The sequence below is a fragment of the Variovorax sp. YR216 genome (assembly GCF_900107745.1).
GTDB lineage: Bacteria > Pseudomonadota > Gammaproteobacteria > Burkholderiales > Burkholderiaceae_C > Variovorax.
In genome coordinates this window covers 206,400-222,096 of the sequence record NZ_FNRO01000004.1, presented here as the reverse complement: position 1 = coordinate 222,096, position 15,697 = coordinate 206,400, and the positions used below count along the sequence as shown (strand labels likewise).

Genomic DNA, 15,697 nt, shown 5'->3' with positions numbered 1-15,697 from the left:
GAGTGTAGGCCGGGGCGATGCGGTCTCGTTCAATGACCGCACGCCGCGTGCCGGATTCAATCGATGCCGATCAGGACAACAGATCGCTGAGCGTCCGCGCGATCACCTTCGTTGCGCGGCGCAGGTCCTCGAGCACCACGCGCTCGTCGTTGCGCTTGGCGTGCGATTCGAGCACCGTGCGCGGCCCTGCGCCGTAGATCACGCCGGGGATGCCGGCCTCGCCGTACAACCGCACGTCGGTGTAGAGCGGCGTGCCCATGGCCTTGATCGGCTCGCCGAAGATCGCCTGGCCGTGCTTCTGGATCGCATCGACCAGCGGCTTGTTGCCGGGCAGCGGCTTCATCGAATTGGCCAGCAGCATGCGCCGGATCTCGACCGTGATCCCTTGCATCTGCGCGGCGCTGTCTGCGATCACCTTGCGGATGTTGGCTTCGACTTCCACCGGGTTCTCTTCGGGAATCATCCGCCGGTCGAGCTTGAACACCACCTTGCCGGGGACCACGTTGGTGTTGGTGCCGCCTTCGATCAGGCCCACGTTGAGGTAGGGGTGCGTGATGCCCTCGACCTTGGATGTGACGTCCTGGTAGATCTTGTTCTGCGCATAGAGCGCATTGAGGATGTTCACCGCGCCCTGCAGTGCATCGACGCCGGTGGTCGGAATGGCCGCGTGTGCCATCTTGCCGTGCACAGTGACTTCCATCTGCAGGCAGCCGTTGTGCGCGGTGACCACCTCATAGCTGAAGCCCGCGGCGATCATCAGGTCGGGCTTTGTCAGGCCGTTCTTGAGCAGCCACCCCGGGCCGAGGATGCCGCCGAATTCCTCGTCGTACGTGAAGTGCAGCTCGACGCTGCCTTGCGTGGGTTTGGCGACCGCCTCGAGCGCGCGCAGCGCGAAGGTGAAGCTCGCGAAGTCGCTCTTGCTGACAGCGGCAGCGCGTCCGTAGAGGCTGCCGTCTTCGATCTCGCCGCCGTACGGGTCGTGTGTCCAGCCCTCGCCGGGCGGCACGACGTCGCCGTGTGCGTTGAGTGCCACGACCAAGCCTTTGCTTGGTCGTTCTCCATCTTTGCGGCCGCCATCTTCGCCGTACTTGCGGCGCACGATCAGGTTGGTGATGGACTCGAGGCCGTAGTCCTTCACTTCCTGCTCGGGCACCGCATGCTTCTCGGCCTCGAAGCCGAAAGCCTTGATCAGTTCCGCGGTGCGTTCGGCATGCGGGGCGTTGTTGCCGGGCGGCGTGTCGGTGGGTACGCGCACCATTTCCTGCAGGAAGCGCACTTCCTCGTCGAAGTGGGCGTCGATCCAGGCGTCGAGCTTGCTGTAGTCGGTCATGGTCTTAATGGGCTTGTTCGGTGGCGAGGTCATCGAGCAGCAACTGGAAGGCTTGCACCGCCAGCTGCATGTCGTCGTTGGTGCTCGATTCGAGCGGGTTGTGACTGATGCCGGAGTTGATCCCGCGCACGAAGAGCATGGCTTGAGGCATGACTTCGTGCAGCTTCATCGCGTCGTGGCCGGCGCCGCTTGGCATGCGGAAGAGTGGCACGCCGAGTGTGTCGACGGCCTTCTCCCAGCGCTTCTGCCATTCGGGCGCGCTGGGGGCTGCAGCGGCGCGCATGGTCTCTTCGAGCGTGTAGCGAACGCCGCGCCGCTCGCAGATTTCCTTGAGCGCATCGAGCACGTCTTTCGCAAGCGAATCGCGTTGCGCGTTGTTCGGCGCGCGCAGGTCCAGGCTGAACTTGCAGCGCCCCGGCACGACGTTGATCGAGCCGCTCGGCACTTCGAGCATGCCGACGGTGGCGACCGAATCGCCGTCCTTCGCCGCGCGCTTTTCGGCAAAGAGGATCAGTTCGGCGACGGCGGCAGCCGCATCGCGGCGGCGGTCCATGGGCGTGGTGCCGGCGTGGCTGGCCATGCCGATGACTTCGCCGACATAGCGCACGCTGCCGTTGATCGACGTGACGATGCCCAGCGGCACATCCAGCTCGGTGAGCACCGGGCCCTGCTCGATGTGCACTTCGACGAAGCCGAGGTATTTGGACGGATCGCGCTGCAGCTTCGGAATGTCCTCGTCCTTCAGGCCGGCGTTGCGGCGCGCTTCGCGCATCGTGATGCCGTCGGCATCCTTCTGGTCCAGCCACGTCGGATCGAAATGGCCGATCAGCGCGCCCGAGCCAAGGAAGGTCGCCTTGTAGCGTTGGCCTTCTTCCTCCGCGAAACCGACCACTTCGAAGCCGAAGGGCAGGCGACGGTTCTGGCGCTTGAGCTCGCGCACGCAGGCGATCGGCACAAAGATGCCGAGGCGGCCGTCGTACTTGCCGCCGTTGCGCACCGTGTCGTAGTGCGAGCCGGTCAGAAGCGTCTTCGCACCCGGCGTCGCTCCTTCGTAGCGGCCGACCACGTTGCCGACCGCATCGATCTCGACATGGTCGAAACCGGCTTCGCGCATGTCCTGCGCGATTTGCTGGGCGCACGCGCGATGCGCATCGGTCAGGTAGGTGACGGTGAGCTGGCCCTTTTCAGCGTAGCCCGGGTCGGTGTGCACCGAGAGCTTTTCCTGCCAGTCCCACACCTCGTTGCCGAGCGCGGGATCCACGCCGAACTTGTCGTTCAGGCGGATCTCGGCGATGCGATGGATGTTGCGCAGCGCTTCGCCGAGCTCGAAGTCCGGATGGTTGTGCAGCCGGCGTTCGAAGGTCTCGATGATTTCCTGCTTGGCGAGCCCCGTGCCGCGCGGGCCGCGCACCGCCAGGATGAACGGAAAGCCGAACTTCGCGTTGTAGTCCGCGTTGAGCTGCTGAATCTTCGCGAACTCCTCGGGCGTGCAGTTGGTGAGCCCGGCCTTGTTCTGTTCGTTGGTCGATTCCGCTGTGAGGTTCTTGGCGACCATCGCCTTGCCGGCGAGCTCGGGGTGGGCGCGGATCAGACCGAGCTGCTCGTCGCGCGATGCGCTGGTCACGGCCTGCACCAGCGCGTGCTTGAGGTGCGGCAGCGAGCGGAAGGGGCGCGTCTTGGCCGCGCGCTCCGCGATCCACGGTGAATGCTCGTAGACGCCGTCGAGCAGCGCGACGAGTTCGGCGCCCGAGGCGGTGTTCAGTTGGTCGATGGTGAGGGCCATGTCTGTTGCTCCTGTGTTTGTTGCCGAGCCGGCGTCACTCGCTGCCGCCAGGCCAGAGATCCCGCGGAACCGGCTTTGCCGGGCCGCCGGGATCGCCCCCCGGAGAGGGGGTGTCCGAGCCACACGAAGTGGGCGAGGCTGGGGGTGAGCTTCATGCGTATGGGTGCGTCGCCTTCCAATGTCGCGCGATATCGACACGGCGGCAGACCCAGACGCGGTCATGCGCGGCGATGTGATCCAGGAAGCGCTGCAGCGCGGTGATGCGCCCTGGCCGTCCGAGCAGGCGGCAGTGCATGCCGATGCTCATCATCTTCGGTGCCTCGTCACCTTCGGCGTATAGCGCGTCGAAGGTGTCCTTCATGTACTGGAAGAAGGGGTCGGCATGCGAATAGCCCTGCGGCAATGCGAAGCGCATGTCGTTGCAGTCCAGCGTGTAGGGCACGATGAGCTGTGGCACGACTTCGCCATCGGTCTTCTGCACCTTCATCCAGAACGGCAAGTCGTCGCCGTAGTAGTCGCTGTCGTATTCGAAGCCGCCGTAGTCGGCGACCAGCCGGCGGGTGCGCGGGCTGTCGCGGCCGGTGTACCAGCCGAGTGCGCGTTCGCCGGTGAGCTTCTCGATCGCTTCCATGCCCAGGCGCATGTGCTCGCGCTCGGTGGCTTCGTCGATGCCCTGGTAGTGGATCCAGCGCCAGCCATGGCATGCGATCTCATGGCCGAGCTCCTTGAAGGCAATCGCGAGTTCGGGATAGCGCTGCAGCGCCATGCCGACGCCGAAGACCGTGAGCGGCAGATTGCGCTTTTCGAACTCCCGCAGGATGCGCCACACGCCGGCGCGCGAGCCGTACTCGTAGATGCCTTCCATGCTGATGTGGCGATCGGGGAAGCTCGCCGGATTGAACATCTCCGAGAGGAATTGCTCGGAGCCCGCGTCGCCGTGCAGCACGCAGTTCTCGCCGCCTTCCTCGTAGTTCAGGACGAACTGCACCGCGATTCGCGCGCGGCCGGGCCATTGCGCATGCGGCGGATTGCGACCGTAGCCAACGAGGTCGCGCGGGTAGGGCAAGGTGGAGTCGTAGGTGCTCATGATGATGAGGGAGGGTTCAGGCCAGCGCGAGCGAGATGTCGTGCGTCGGGACCTTGCGGTCGAAGGTGAGGTTGGCCTCGACGTGTTCGAGGTGTTCCGTCATGAGGCGAACCGCGCGCTCCTCGTCCTTGGCGGCGAGCGCCTTGACGATGTCGGCGTGCTCGTCGTTGGAGTGCTCGGCGGCGCTGGCGCTCTGGTACATGAGGGTGATGAGCGCGCAGCGCGAGATCAGCTCGCCGAGGAGCTGCGCCAGCACCTGGTTGCCCATGAGCTCGGCCATGCGCACATGGAAGTCGCCGAGCAGCTCGGTGCGGCCCGAGATGTCTTCGCCGGAGACGGCGGCCTTCTCGAGGGCCACGTGCTCCTTGAGCGCCTTGATCTTGGCCGGCGTCACGCTGCGCACGAAGGCGCGCGTCATTTCGGCTTCGAGCATGCGGCGCACCGCGAAGACCTGCTTGGCCTCGTCGACCGCCGGCGCCGCCACGAAGGCGCCGCGTGCAGGTTCGAGCCGGATCAGCTTGTTCTGCGAAAGCTGGAACAGGGCCTGCCGCACCAGCGTGCGCGAGACGCCGAAATGGTCCGCGAGCTTCTGCTCCGCCAGCTTGCTGCCCGGCTGGAGCCGGTGCTCCACAATGGCCTTGGTGAGTGCGTCGACGATGGCACGGGTGGTGGTCGATTCCATGTTTTTCATGATAGACCGAAAGCCAGGAACTGTATACACTTTTGTCGACCGGAATTTCCCGAATGCACTGAAGGAGCGAATCCATGGGCCTGAGCACCCACGTACTGGACACGATGCACGGCACGCCCGCCGCCGGCATGGAGGTTGCGCTGTACACCACCGACGGCACGGGCGAAGACGCGCGCGCCACGCTGGTGCGGCGTTTCACGTTGAATGCGGATGGGCGCAGCGACGGCCCGCTCTACGACAACACCACGCTCAAGACGGGGACTTACCGCCTCGTGTTCGATGTGGCTGGTTATTTCAAGGCCCGCGGCGTGACGCTGCCGGAGCCGAACTTCCTCAATCGCGTGTCGCTGGACTTCGGCGTCGCGCGCGCCGACCAGCACTACCACGTGCCGCTCTTGGTGAGCCCCTGGAGCTATTCGACCTACAGAGGCTCCTGAAGCGGCTAGAGCTGCCCCTCACTCAGGGTATCGAGCTGGAAATGGCCTTCCTCATCCCACAGCCACGTGTCCGTCCACGTCACCTTGCCGAGCCGTGTCGGTGCTGGGAAGGGCGACGCTTCGAGCACGGCTTTCTCGATTTCCGCGATCACCTCGGGCGCGTGTTTCGGCGCGCGCATCCAATGCATCGAAAGCACCTTGCCGTTGGCGTCGAGTTCGACCTGGAGCGTTCCGACCGCGTAGAGCATCGGCGGCAGCTTGCCTTCGTAGATGCGCCGCTTGTTGAGCTGGTAGACGTAGCGCGCGGCGTCCTTGCGATAGTCGCGTGCGGTCGTTGCGTTCGACGGCGTGGGACGGGGGCGGTTGGTGTCGCCGCGCTCGGGCGTCGCGTTGCTGAGTTGGCCGGGGACGGCGCCTGGAGCGGTCGGACTGGTGCCGCAACCGGCAAGCCAAAGGCTGGAGAGAAGGGCGCCCGCCAATGCAAGGCGGCGCGGCGTGAGCTTGAAATTCATTGGCGCGGTTATACCGTGGCGGGCAATGGGCGCCGAAACCGGAGGTATCGCCGATGACAGGCGCGGTTGACGAACTCCTCGCGCGGCTGAAGCGCGAGCACGGCATTCTGGTGCGGGTCGAATCGACGCAGGGCTCGGCGCCGCGCGAGGCCGGAACATGGATGGCCGTCTGGGCCGACAGCCTGACTGCAACCATCGGCGGCGGGCAGCTCGAATTCCAGGCGACCGAGGAAGCGCGAGCCTGGCTCGCGGGCGGGCCGGCCATCGAAGGCATCCGTCGCTATCCACTCGGGCCGAGCCTCGGACAGTGCTGCGGCGGCGTGGTGTTTCTGTCGTACCGGCGCATCGAGGCTTCCGATGCGCAGGCGCTGCAGAAGGAACTGCTTGCGCACCTTGAACCGGTCGCGCTGTTCGGTGGTGGCCACGTCGGCGCGGCGCTGGCGCGGTTGCTGTCGACGCTGCCGTTCTCGGTGCGCTGGATCGACAGCCGGGACGGCGTCTTTCCAGATGCGCTGCCAGCGCAGATCGAGACCGAATATTCCGACCCCGTGCAGCAGGCTGTCGCCGACCTGGCACCCGGCTCTCGCGTGCTGATCATGAGCTTCAGCCACGCCGAGGATCTGGACATCGTGATCGCCTGCCTGAAGCGCCTGCGCGAGCGCAGCGATCTGCCCTACGTCGGCCTGATCGGCAGCAAGACCAAGTGGGCCACCTTCCGTCATCGTCTCGAAGCGCGCGGCTTCACCGCCGGCGAGATGGATCGTGTGACTTGCCCCATCGGCGTCCCGGGCGTCACGGGCAAGGAGCCGGAGGTCATCGCCGTCGCGGTGGCGGCACAGTTGTTGCAATCCCTCTATTCCGCTTGAGGGTGATCAGGGTTTTCCTGCACGCATCCCAGTGCCAGAACCCGATGATTTTCCTTGAAAAGTGTATACACTTCAGTTCACAAGCCGCAGCGGAGCGAGGAGCCATCAGGTGCCTTTCGTTCGCGGCAATAACTCTGCTTACAGCGCCCGCAGTGGTGAGCAGGCCGGAACACCACGGCGTTCCCACACGCCGTAAGGGTTGAAGCCAAATGGAAAGCTATTACCTCGACTGGGCCAATCTCCTGCTGCGCTGGGTCCACGTCATCACCGCGATCGCGTGGATCGGCGCGTCGTTCTACTTCGTGATGCTGGACAACAGCCTCGAGAAGCCGCAGGACCAGGAATCACTGGACAAGGGCGTCGGCGGCGAGCAGTGGGCCGTGCACGGCGGCGGCTTCTACAACATGCAGAAGTACGCGCTGGCGCCGAAGAAACTGCCCGATCACCTGCACTGGTCGTACTGGGAGAGCTATTCGACCTGGCTCACCGGCTTCGCGCTCTTCACGGTGTCATACCTGTGGAACGCCAGCACCTACCTCATCGACAAATCGAAGATGGACTGGCAGCCCGGCGCCGCGATCGCGGTGGCGCTGGCCTTCTTCGTCGTCTTCTGGATGGTGTACGACGGCATCTGCCAGATCTTCGGCCAGCGCAAGAACGGCGACACCATCGTCGGGGTGCTGGTGGCGATCTTCATCGCCTTCGCGGCGTGGCTCGCCTGCCACTGGTTCGCGGGCCGCGCGGCCTTCCTGCTGGTGGGCGCGATGATGGCCACGACCATGAGCGGCAACGTCTTCTTCTGGATCATTCCGGGCCAGCGCAAGAACGTCGCGGCGCTGCGCGAGGGCAAGCCGGTCGATCCGATCCACGGCGCTCGCGGCAAGCAGCGCAGCGTGCACAACACCTACTTCACGCTGCCGGTGCTGTTCGCGATGCTGAGCAACCACTACAGCTTCACCTACACGAACCAGTACAACTGGATCGTGCTGCTGCTGATCATGCTCGGCGGCGCGGCCATCCGGCAATTCTTCGTGGTGCGCCATCGCTTCAAGCTGGGCAATGCGCGCAATCCGCTTCCGTATGCGCTTTTCGGCATCGCGGTGCTGGGCCTGACCATCGTCTGGATGAAGCCCGAGCCGGCCGCTGCGCCGGCGCCGGGCGCCGCCGCGCAGAAGGTCTCGTTCGGTGATGTGCAGAAGGTGCTCGAGCAGCGCTGCTACATGTGCCACGGTGCGCAGGTGCAGATGAAGAACGTGCGGCTCGACGCGCCTGACCAGGTGGCTGCGCACGCGCAGGCGGTGTACCAGCAGGTGGTGGTCACCAAGATCATGCCGATGAACAACGCCACCGGGATCACGGACGCCGAACGCGCACTGATCGCCAAGTGGTTCGAAGGCGGCGCTGCGACAAAGTAACCCCCCAGGCTGCGCGCACTTCGTGTCGCTTCGCCCACCCCCCTGCTGGGGGCGGGCCGGCCGCTTCGGGCGGCCGGGCGCGGCGGCCCCCTGGGTTTGCGCGCTGGGAGGGATACTGGTCTTTTACGGAGACAAGGTGAAATCATGAACCCGCTGAACACATCACCCGCCCCGGATCCGCAACGTGCGCCGCGCGAATTCCTGGAACATCTCTATCGCGTAGCGGTCGAGCGCGCCCTGCCGCTTGCCAGCATGGGGCCATGCCTGCCCAAGCCGCCGAAGGGCCGCACGCTGGTGCTCGGTGCCGGCAAGGCGGGCGCGTCGATGGCGCAGGCACTGGAGGCGCTGTGGCCGGCCGATGCATCCCTGTCGGGCCTGGTGGTCACGCGCTACGGGCACATTCCTCCGCGACCCGAAGGGTTGCCGCAGCGCATCGACATCGTGGAAGCCGCGCATCCGGTGCCCGACGAGGCCGGCATGAAGGCGGCTGAGCGCATCCTCGCGCTCACGGAAGGGCTCACGGCGGATGACCTCGTGCTGTGCCTGATCTCCGGCGGCGGGTCGGCGCTGCTGACGCTGCCGGCCGAAGGCCTGACGCTGGCCGACAAGCAGCGCATCAACACGCAGCTGCTCGAATCCGGCGCCCACATCGGCGAAATGAACTGCGTGCGAAAGCACCTGTCGCGCATCAAGGGCGGCCGTCTCGCGGCGGCCTGCGGGCCGGCCCAGGTGGTCACGCTCACCATCAGCGATGTGCCGGGCGACGATCCGGCGGTGATCGCCAGCGGACCGACCGTGCCCGACGCCTCGACCTGCGCGCAGGCCCTGGCGATTCTCGACCGCTATCGCATCGAGGTGCCCGCCGCGGTGCGGGCCGGGCTCGAAAGCGGCGCGCTCGAAACCCCCAAGCCGAACGACCCGGTCTTCAGGCATCACGCCACGCATCTGATCGCCACGCCGCAGCAGTCGCTCGAAGCCGCTGCCGCCGCGGCGCGCGCCGCCGGCATCGCGGCGCACATCCTGAGCGACGAGATGGAAGGCGAATCGCGCGAGGTCGGCAAAGTCCACGGCGCCCTGGCGCGTGCGGTGTCGATGCACGGCCAGCCGTTCGCCAGTCCCTGCGTGATCATCTCGGGCGGCGAAACCACGGTGACGATACGTCCGCGTCAACCCGGCCAGCCGAAGGGCCGCGGCGGCCGCGCCGGCGAGTTCTGCATGGGCCTCGCGGGCGCGCTCGCCGGTCGAGAGAACGTGTGGGCACTGGCCGCCGACACGGACGGGATCGACGGTGTCGAGGACAATGCCGGTGCCTTTGTGACGCCCGACACGCTCAGCCGCGCGGAAGCCGCCGGCCGCAAGCTTGCGGATCACCTCGATCGCAACGACGCCTATGGCTACTTCGATGCGATCGGGGACCTGCTGGTCACCGGACCGACGCACACCAACGTGAACGACTTTCGTGCGCTGTTGATCCTGTAGTTCTGCGTGCTCGTTCGGACGGTGCAACGGGCATGCTTTGTGCCTGACCGAACGAACACGCCGACCTGCATGAACCCATCCCGACCGGGGCTCGCGCCCCATCCGTCCCCGCGCTGGGTTTCCGACCTCGGGTTGCGGTTGCGCCGCTACCTGCCGCTGAAGGTGGTCGGCACCACGGCATGGACCTGGATTTTCTTCATCGGCTACTTCCACTTGCTGCGCGAGCCGGCCGGTCCGGTGACGGTGATGCCGCTCACTGCGCTGGACAGCTGGATTCCGTTCCAGCCACCGGCATTGATCGCGTATTTCTCGCTCTGGGTCTATGTCGGCGTCGCGCCGGGGCTGCAGCTCACGTTCAGGGAACTGCTGTCCTACGGCATATGGGTCGGCGCGTTGTGCCTGACCGGTCTCGGCTTCTTCTATCTCTGGCCCACCCAGATCCCGACGATTCCCAAGGACCCGACCGAATTTCCCGGCTTCGAGATCCTTCTCGGCGTCGATGCCGCGGGCAATGCATGTCCCTCGATGCACGTGGCCGTGGCGATCTTCACGGCCATCTGGATCGACCATGTCTTCAGGGCGATCCGCGTGCCGACCTGGCTGCGGAGCATCAACGGGGCGTGGTTTCTCGCGATCGTCTATTCGACGCTCGCGACCCGCCAGCATGTGGTGCTCGACGCGGTCGCGGGCGCCGTTCTTGGCATTGCTTTCGCGATCCCGTCGCTGTATTGGCGGCCGCGTCCGACGCCAAGTCCGCGTGCTGAAGCGGATATCATGGAAATGCATGGCCAGCGGGTCGATCGCGGCCTTCCCAGGAGGGGTTGAGCCACGTAGCAACCACCAACATTGCCATCGACAGGACCGGTCGATGGACAGAACATGACGACTGACACCGCACAAATGAGTTCGCTCAAAGAACTGCAGGACCTCATCCAAGAGAAATACGGCATCGAGCCGGCGGAGCTCGACCCGAACGCTTCCATGCGCGAGAAGGGCTTCGATTCACTGGCGCTGGTCGAATTCGTCTTCGCGATCGAAGACCACTTCGGCATCAGCATGCCCGACGACGATCCCACGATCGACACGCTGGCCCAACTCGCGGCCCTGGTCGACAAGGTGAAAGCCGCGCAATCCGCATCAGCGTGAGCGAAGTCGCCGTCACCGGAATCGGCATCGTCTCGCCGCATGGGGACGAGCCCCAGGCCATGTTCGATGCGCTGATGCGCGGTGAATCCGCGCTGCACCCCGTCTTCCCTGAACTCCCCAAGCCCGCGGCCGCGGCCACCGCAGCATTCGACGAGTTGCGCTGGTTCACCAAGCTGCAACTCGCCGGCGTCGACCGGGTCAGCCAGTTGGCCGTTGCCGCCGCCGACCTGGCGATGCGCGACGCGGGGTATGCCGGCGAGGCCACCGACGTGGACCCCGAGCGCATCGGCGTGTTCGCCGGCTGCGGCATGGGCGGTGCGACTGCGCTGGAGACCGCTTATCGAGGCAACGGACGCGTGCCGCCGCTGACCATCCCGGCCTTCATGCCCAGCGCGCCGGCCTCGCATGTGGCGATGCGCCAGGGCGTGTACGGGCCGGTGCTGACCTATTCGGTCGCATGCGCCTCGTCGAGCCTCGCAATCGCCGAGGCCGCGAAAGCAGTCCAGCGCGGCGAAGTCGACTTGGCGATCGCCGGCGGAAGCGAAGCGCTGATCGTGCCCGGCGTCGTTCTCGCATGGCAGGCGATGCAGACGCTCGCGTCTTTCGCGCCCGGCGATGAAGCGGCGGCGGTTCGACCGTTCGCGAGCGACCGCAGCGGTTTCGCGCTCGCCGAGGGTGCGGCATTCCTGGTGATCGAGTCCGCCGAGCGTGCCCGCCGGCGCGGCGCCAATCTGCGTGCACTGCTGACTGGCTGGGGCCAGAGCTGCGATGCCACCCACCTCACCAAGCCCGACGCGGCGGGCCAGTCGCGCGCGCTCCGCCAGGCCTTGCGACAGGCCGGCCTGCAGCCGCGGGACATCGGCTACTGCAATGCCCACGGTACGGCCACCCGCATCGGCGACGTGGTCGAGCGTGACGCGCTGGCGCAGGTGTGGGGCGACGATCTCGACCAACTGCGCGTCAGTTCGACCAAGGCGCTGCACGGGCACCTGCTCGGCGCGGCCGGCGCGCTCGAGGCCGTCGTCACCGTGATGGCGCTGCAGCGGCGCGAGTTGCCGCCCAATGCGAACTGCGCCGAAATGGATCCAGCCTGCAGCCTCAACCTCGTTCCGCAGGCCGGTGCCGCGGCGCCGCAGCTCGAGGCGGCGATCAGCAATTCATTCGCCTTCGGCGGCACCAACTCGGTCCTTGTCTTCGCGCGCGCCTGAACGCGCGGGTTCGAGTTGCGGGGACGCCGGGCTAAACTGCCCAAGCCTTCGCAACCAGCTATTGGAGTGAACATGATCGGACGCTTCGTTGCACTGGTCTTCGCAGTGCTTCTATCGGCCTGCGCAGCCACCCCCACGGTCAAGACGGATTTCGATCCCGGTGTGAACTTCTCGCGGTTCAAGACCTACAACTGGGTGACGAAGCCCGATGGCGGATCGCCGCTGATGCAGCAGCGCATCGTCGACGGCATCGACGCGCGCCTGCAGGCCCGGGGATGGAAGCTCGCGCCCAACGGCGATGTCCACGTGGCCGCGCATGTGACCAGCCAGGAACGCCAGGTCTTCAACACGACGAGCGTGGGCTACCTCGGCTGGGGCGGCTTCGGGCCGGCCGCGCCGAACTCGACGACGACAGTCGACACCTTCGAGGTGGGCACGCTCGTCGTCGACCTGTTCGACGGCACCACCAAGCGCGGACTGTGGCGCGGCACCGCGAGCGGCACGTTGCAGGACGACCCGGCGCGCATGAACGCGATGCTGCAGACCGCGCTCGACAAGATGTTCGCCGGCTTCCCGCCGGGCAGCGCGCCCGCCAAGTGAGCGCGCGGCGCGCCCCGGGGCGCGTTGTTCTCAGCTTCGCTTCGTCTGCAGTACCTGGGCGATCTGCTGCGCTGACCCGAAGGCCAGCGTGAAGCCCAATGCACCATGGCCGGTGTTGAACAGCATGTTCGACGGTGCCCCCGCGACCTTGCCGATGATCGGCAACCCCGTCGGTGTCGCGGGGCGCATGCCGGTCCACGGGTGGAGCGATTCCATCCGGCTCGCCTTAGGGAACACGGCGCGCGTCGCTTCCGCGAGCGTCTCGATGCGCGTCGCGGGGATGCTCACATCGTGGCCGACGAGCTCCGCCATCCCGGCCACCCGCAGTCGCGAACCGATTCGGGCGAAGACCACCTTGCGTGCGCTGTCGGTCACGTTCACGCACGGCGCGGCGCCCGGCGCCGGGTCCACATCCAGCGTGATGCTGTAGCCCTTGAGCGGGTAGACCGGCAGGTAGGTGCCGAGCTGCGCGCCGAGCTTGTGCGATGCGGTGCCCAGCGCCATCACGAAGAAATCTGCGGGTACATCCCCGCCTGAAGTCCGGACTGCAGCGACACGGCCGCTGCGCAGGTCGAACCCGTTCACCTCGGCGCCAAGAACGAAGCGCACACCCCGCGCGCGCAGCGCCTGCTCGAGCGCCGTGCACACCTTGAGGCAGTCGGCCGCGCATTCGCTCGGCGTGTGGATCGCGCCGGCGATCTGGTCGCGATAGTCCGCGAGCGCCGGCTCGATGGCGACACATTCGTCCGGCGTCACCAGCCGCTGCTCGCTGCCCAGGGCGCGCTGCAGCTCGAGCTGCCGGCGTGCGCCTTCGAGCGATGCCTCGCTCGCGTACAGCACCAGCTTGCCGGTGGCCGAGAAGTCGCAATCGGGCTGGAGCTCGGCGCGCATCTCTTCGAAGGCGACCCGGCTGCGCGCCGCCAATGCCAGGAGCTGCGCGGTGGTCTCTCGCGAAGTCGTCGCGTTGCAGGCGGCGAGGAAAGCCAGGCCCCACCGCCACTGGAGCGGGTCGAGCTGAGGACGCAGCTTCAACGGCGAGGAGGGCGACAGGAGCAGTTTGGGCAGCTGCTTCCAGATGGAAGGATCGGCCAGCGGCTGCACGTACGAGTAGCTGAGCTGCGCGCCGTTGCCGCCGCTGGCCCCGGCGCCGGGCGCTGCACGGTCGATCACGGTCACCTCGAAACCCTGGCGGTTCAGCTGCCAGGCGGTGGCCAGGCCGACGATGCCGGCTCCCAGCACGCACACGTGCATGACGCTTTCCTCTCTCTTGTCTTGGATGCGCCGACTCTAGGCCGCACCGCCTGCGCCGTGAAATGCCAAAAGCGCCGCGGCCCATAGCCAAACCTCATGGGATACCCTGCCCATAACTTTTGGTCATGGCCGTCCCTGTAAAAGGAATTGTGAGCAGCAGGTCAATGCTTCCTACACTCCGTTTCACATTCAATCCACCGAAAGGGCTCGCATGAAGCTATCCGCATTGATGACCGCCGTCCTGCTCGCCGCCGCCGCGACGGGCGCGCAGGCGGCCGACACCCTGGCCAAGATCGCCGAGTCCGGCAAGATCACGCTGGCCTATCGCGAGTCGTCGGTGCCGTTCAGCTACCTGGATGGCGGCAAGCCGATCGGCTTCTCGGTCGAGCTGTCGAATGCGGTGGTCGATGCGGTCAAGAAGAAGCTCAACAAGCCCAATCTCGAAGTCGCCTTGATGCCGGTGACCTCGGCCAACCGCATCCCCTTGATCCAGAACGGCACCGTCGATCTCGAATGCGGCTCGACCACCAACAACACGGCGCGCGGCAAGGATGTCGCGTTCGCGATCAATCACTTTTACACCGGCACGCGGCTTCTGGTGAAGAAGTCCTCCCACATCAAGAACTACGCGGACCTGGCGAAGAAGCAGGTGGCCAGCACCACCGGCACCACCAATGCGCTCGTCATGCGCAAGTACAACACCGAGAAGAACCTCGACATGGACATCGTCCTTGCGAAGGACCATGCCGACGCGTTCCTGCTGGTCGAGACCGATCGCACCGTCGCGTTCGCGATGGACGACATCCTGCTGTTCGGCCAGATCGCCAACGCCAAGAACCCTGGCGACTTCGAGGTCGTCGGCGATTCGTTGCAGGTCGAGCCTTACGGCTGCATGCTGCCGAAGGACGACCCGGCCTTCAAGAAGGTGGTGGACGACACCATCATCGATCTCATGAAGTCCGGCCGTTTCGAGAAGATGTACGACAAGTGGTTCATGCAGCCGATCCCGCCCAGGGGCACTGCGCTGGGCCTGCCGATGAGCCCGCAGCTGCGCGACAACATCAAGACGCCCAGCGACAAGCCGGCGACCTGAGCACAATTTGCTGTGACGCATGTGGTTGGCATTCTTGGAGGCATGGGGCCGGCGGCCGGCGCGGATTTCGTGCGGCTCTTCGTCGAGGCCTGCGCCGGCCTGATGCGGGCGCGTGGCGAGCCAGTGCGGGACCAGGCTTTCCCGGAGCACTGGCTGGCGCAGGTGCCGGTTCCCGATCGCACCGGCGCGATCGACTCCAGCGCGCAGGGCGCGCACCAGCCGCTCGAGCCGATGCTGCAGGCGCTGGGGCGGCTGGCTGCGCTCGGCAGCCGCGCGGTCGCGATCGCTTGCAACACCGCGCATGCCTGGCATGACACGCTGCAGGCACGCTTCCCAAACATCGAGCTGCTGCACGTGGCGCGCGAGGTGTCGGCGCATCTCGCGGCGCAGGGCGTGCGTGACGTGGCGCTGATGGCGACCGAGGGCACCTACCGGATCGGTCTCTACGAACACGCCATGGCCGGCGCGGGCCTGCGCTGTCACCTGCCGCTGGCCGCCGAGCGGCGCCAGCTCATGCGCGGGATCTACGACGGCGTGAAGGCCGGCGACATGGCGCTGGCGCAGGCGTGCTTCAGCGAGGTGGCGCTGCAACTGGGGCGTCGGCACGGTGACGTGGCCATCGTGATGGGATGCACCGAGATCCCCCTCGGCCTGAAAGACTCGGAGGCCGTGAGTGGATTGCGGCTCGTCGACCCGGCACGGGTGCTCGCTTCCGCATTGGCAAACCGCGCCTACGACGGGGCTTCCATCCTTCCCGCACATCCCGCTTGACACGGTTGATAAGATGAAAAGCGAACTG

At 66.3% G+C, this 15,697-nt stretch carries 16 protein-coding genes; 10 read left to right on the top strand and 6 right to left on the bottom strand.

Translation table 11 applies throughout. From position 1 onward, the window contains the following. Positions 1-70 precede the first annotated feature (70 nt). The 4 genes from BLW05_RS14365 to BLW05_RS14350 all read right to left on the bottom strand — a co-directional run bounded on the left by BLW05_RS14365 (position 71) and on the right by BLW05_RS14350 (position 4,891). Positions 71-1,330 carry a M20 family metallopeptidase gene (locus BLW05_RS14365; protein WP_093163510.1) on the bottom strand — a complete coding sequence of 420 codons (1,260 nt, stop codon included), beginning with the start codon at positions 1,328-1,330 and terminating at the stop codon, positions 71-73. Between the two features lie 4 nt (positions 1,331-1,334). Further along, complete coding sequence (uraD, locus tag BLW05_RS14360; RefSeq protein WP_093163508.1) at positions 1,335-3,113, bottom strand: 2-oxo-4-hydroxy-4-carboxy-5-ureidoimidazoline decarboxylase; 1,779 nt, start codon at positions 3,111-3,113, stop codon at positions 1,335-1,337. A 151-nt stretch (positions 3,114-3,264) separates the two neighbouring features. Beyond that, the gene (gene puuE / locus BLW05_RS14355) at positions 3,265-4,200 is read right to left on the bottom strand and encodes an allantoinase PuuE (RefSeq protein ID WP_093163506.1); all 936 of its coding nucleotides are present in this window, start codon (positions 4,198-4,200) and stop codon (positions 3,265-3,267) included. 16 nt (positions 4,201-4,216) lie between these two features. Next, positions 4,217-4,891 carry a GntR family transcriptional regulator gene (locus BLW05_RS14350; RefSeq protein ID WP_093163504.1) on the bottom strand — a complete coding sequence of 225 codons (675 nt, stop codon included), beginning with the start codon at positions 4,889-4,891 and terminating at the stop codon, positions 4,217-4,219. 74 nt (positions 4,892-4,965) lie between these two features. On the opposite strand from BLW05_RS14350, the gene uraH reads away from it, so the two are divergent. Further along, positions 4,966-5,328, top strand: coding sequence for a hydroxyisourate hydrolase (gene uraH, locus BLW05_RS14345; protein ID WP_093163502.1), 363 nt, complete (start codon positions 4,966-4,968; stop codon positions 5,326-5,328). Between the two features lie 5 nt (positions 5,329-5,333). Here the strand turns inward: uraH and BLW05_RS14340 are convergent, their stop codons facing one another. Continuing rightward, positions 5,334-5,840, bottom strand: a complete 507-nt coding sequence (locus BLW05_RS14340) for a hypothetical protein (RefSeq protein ID WP_093163501.1) — start codon at positions 5,838-5,840, stop codon at positions 5,334-5,336. A 53-nt stretch (positions 5,841-5,893) separates the two neighbouring features. On the opposite strand from BLW05_RS14340, the gene xdhC reads away from it, so the two are divergent. The 7 genes from xdhC (at position 5,894) to BLW05_RS14305 (ending at position 12,554) form a co-directional block, all read left to right on the top strand. Next, positions 5,894-6,706, top strand: coding sequence for a xanthine dehydrogenase accessory protein XdhC (xdhC, locus tag BLW05_RS14335; protein ID WP_093163499.1), 813 nt, complete (start codon positions 5,894-5,896; stop codon positions 6,704-6,706). 209 nt (positions 6,707-6,915) lie between these two features. Continuing rightward, entirely contained in the window at positions 6,916-8,121 is a 1,206-nt protein-coding gene (locus BLW05_RS14330) for a urate hydroxylase PuuD (protein WP_093163498.1), read from the top strand. Between the two features lie 144 nt (positions 8,122-8,265). Next, positions 8,266-9,600, top strand: a complete 1,335-nt coding sequence (locus BLW05_RS14325; RefSeq protein ID WP_093163496.1) for a glycerate kinase type-2 family protein — start codon at positions 8,266-8,268, stop codon at positions 9,598-9,600. A gap of 69 nt (positions 9,601-9,669) precedes the next feature. Continuing rightward, on the top strand, positions 9,670-10,425 hold the full coding sequence (locus BLW05_RS14320) for a phosphatase PAP2 family protein (protein ID WP_093163494.1): 756 nt from the start codon (positions 9,670-9,672) through the stop codon (positions 10,423-10,425). 54 nt (positions 10,426-10,479) lie between these two features. Next, on the top strand, positions 10,480-10,746 hold the full coding sequence (locus tag BLW05_RS14315) for an acyl carrier protein (protein WP_256330303.1): 267 nt from the start codon (positions 10,480-10,482) through the stop codon (positions 10,744-10,746). Next, positions 10,743-11,954 carry a beta-ketoacyl-[acyl-carrier-protein] synthase family protein gene (locus BLW05_RS14310; RefSeq protein ID WP_256330302.1) on the top strand — a complete coding sequence of 404 codons (1,212 nt, stop codon included), beginning with the start codon at positions 10,743-10,745 and terminating at the stop codon, positions 11,952-11,954. Before BLW05_RS14315 ends, BLW05_RS14310 begins: the two co-directional genes overlap by 4 nt. 72 nt (positions 11,955-12,026) lie before the next feature. Further along, positions 12,027-12,554, top strand: coding sequence for a DUF4136 domain-containing protein (locus BLW05_RS14305; protein ID WP_093163488.1), 528 nt, complete (start codon positions 12,027-12,029; stop codon positions 12,552-12,554). Between the two features lie 30 nt (positions 12,555-12,584). Here the strand turns inward: BLW05_RS14305 and BLW05_RS14300 are convergent, their stop codons facing one another. Continuing rightward, positions 12,585-13,805, bottom strand: a complete 1,221-nt coding sequence (locus tag BLW05_RS14300; RefSeq protein WP_093163487.1) for a D-amino acid dehydrogenase — start codon at positions 13,803-13,805, stop codon at positions 12,585-12,587. Between the two features lie 211 nt (positions 13,806-14,016). On the opposite strand from BLW05_RS14300, the gene BLW05_RS14295 reads away from it, so the two are divergent. Further along, positions 14,017-14,898 carry a transporter substrate-binding domain-containing protein gene (locus BLW05_RS14295; protein ID WP_093163485.1) on the top strand — a complete coding sequence of 294 codons (882 nt, stop codon included), beginning with the start codon at positions 14,017-14,019 and terminating at the stop codon, positions 14,896-14,898. A gap of 12 nt (positions 14,899-14,910) precedes the next feature. Beyond that, entirely contained in the window at positions 14,911-15,669 is a 759-nt protein-coding gene (locus tag BLW05_RS14290; protein WP_256330301.1) for an aspartate/glutamate racemase family protein, read from the top strand. Positions 15,670-15,697 lie beyond the last annotated feature (28 nt).

What these genes read in the sequence shown, in the direction of transcription:
- BLW05_RS14365 (WP_093163510.1), bottom strand. Translation starts at nt 1,330, where the DNA reads ATGACCGACTACAGCAAGCTCGACGCCTGGATCGACGCCCACTTCGAC.
- uraD (WP_093163508.1), bottom strand. Translation starts at nt 3,113, where the DNA reads ATGGCCCTCACCATCGACCAACTGAACACCGCCTCGGGCGCCGAACTC.
- puuE (WP_093163506.1), bottom strand. Translation starts at nt 4,200, where the DNA reads ATGAGCACCTACGACTCCACCTTGCCCTACCCGCGCGACCTCGTTGGC.
- BLW05_RS14350 (WP_093163504.1), bottom strand. Translation starts at nt 4,891, where the DNA reads ATGAAAAACATGGAATCGACCACCACCCGTGCCATCGTCGACGCACTC.
- uraH (WP_093163502.1), top strand. Translation starts at nt 4,966, where the DNA reads ATGGGCCTGAGCACCCACGTACTGGACACGATGCACGGCACGCCCGCC.
- BLW05_RS14340 (WP_093163501.1), bottom strand. Translation starts at nt 5,840, where the DNA reads ATGAATTTCAAGCTCACGCCGCGCCGCCTTGCATTGGCGGGCGCCCTT.
- xdhC (WP_093163499.1), top strand. Translation starts at nt 5,894, where the DNA reads ATGACAGGCGCGGTTGACGAACTCCTCGCGCGGCTGAAGCGCGAGCAC.
- BLW05_RS14330 (WP_093163498.1), top strand. Translation starts at nt 6,916, where the DNA reads ATGGAAAGCTATTACCTCGACTGGGCCAATCTCCTGCTGCGCTGGGTC.
- BLW05_RS14325 (WP_093163496.1), top strand. Translation starts at nt 8,266, where the DNA reads ATGAACCCGCTGAACACATCACCCGCCCCGGATCCGCAACGTGCGCCG.
- BLW05_RS14320 (WP_093163494.1), top strand. Translation starts at nt 9,670, where the DNA reads ATGAACCCATCCCGACCGGGGCTCGCGCCCCATCCGTCCCCGCGCTGG.
- BLW05_RS14315 (WP_256330303.1), top strand. Translation starts at nt 10,480, where the DNA reads ATGACGACTGACACCGCACAAATGAGTTCGCTCAAAGAACTGCAGGAC.
- BLW05_RS14305 (WP_093163488.1), top strand. Translation starts at nt 12,027, where the DNA reads ATGATCGGACGCTTCGTTGCACTGGTCTTCGCAGTGCTTCTATCGGCC.
- BLW05_RS14300 (WP_093163487.1), bottom strand. Translation starts at nt 13,805, where the DNA reads ATGCACGTGTGCGTGCTGGGAGCCGGCATCGTCGGCCTGGCCACCGCC.
- BLW05_RS14295 (WP_093163485.1), top strand. Translation starts at nt 14,017, where the DNA reads ATGAAGCTATCCGCATTGATGACCGCCGTCCTGCTCGCCGCCGCCGCG.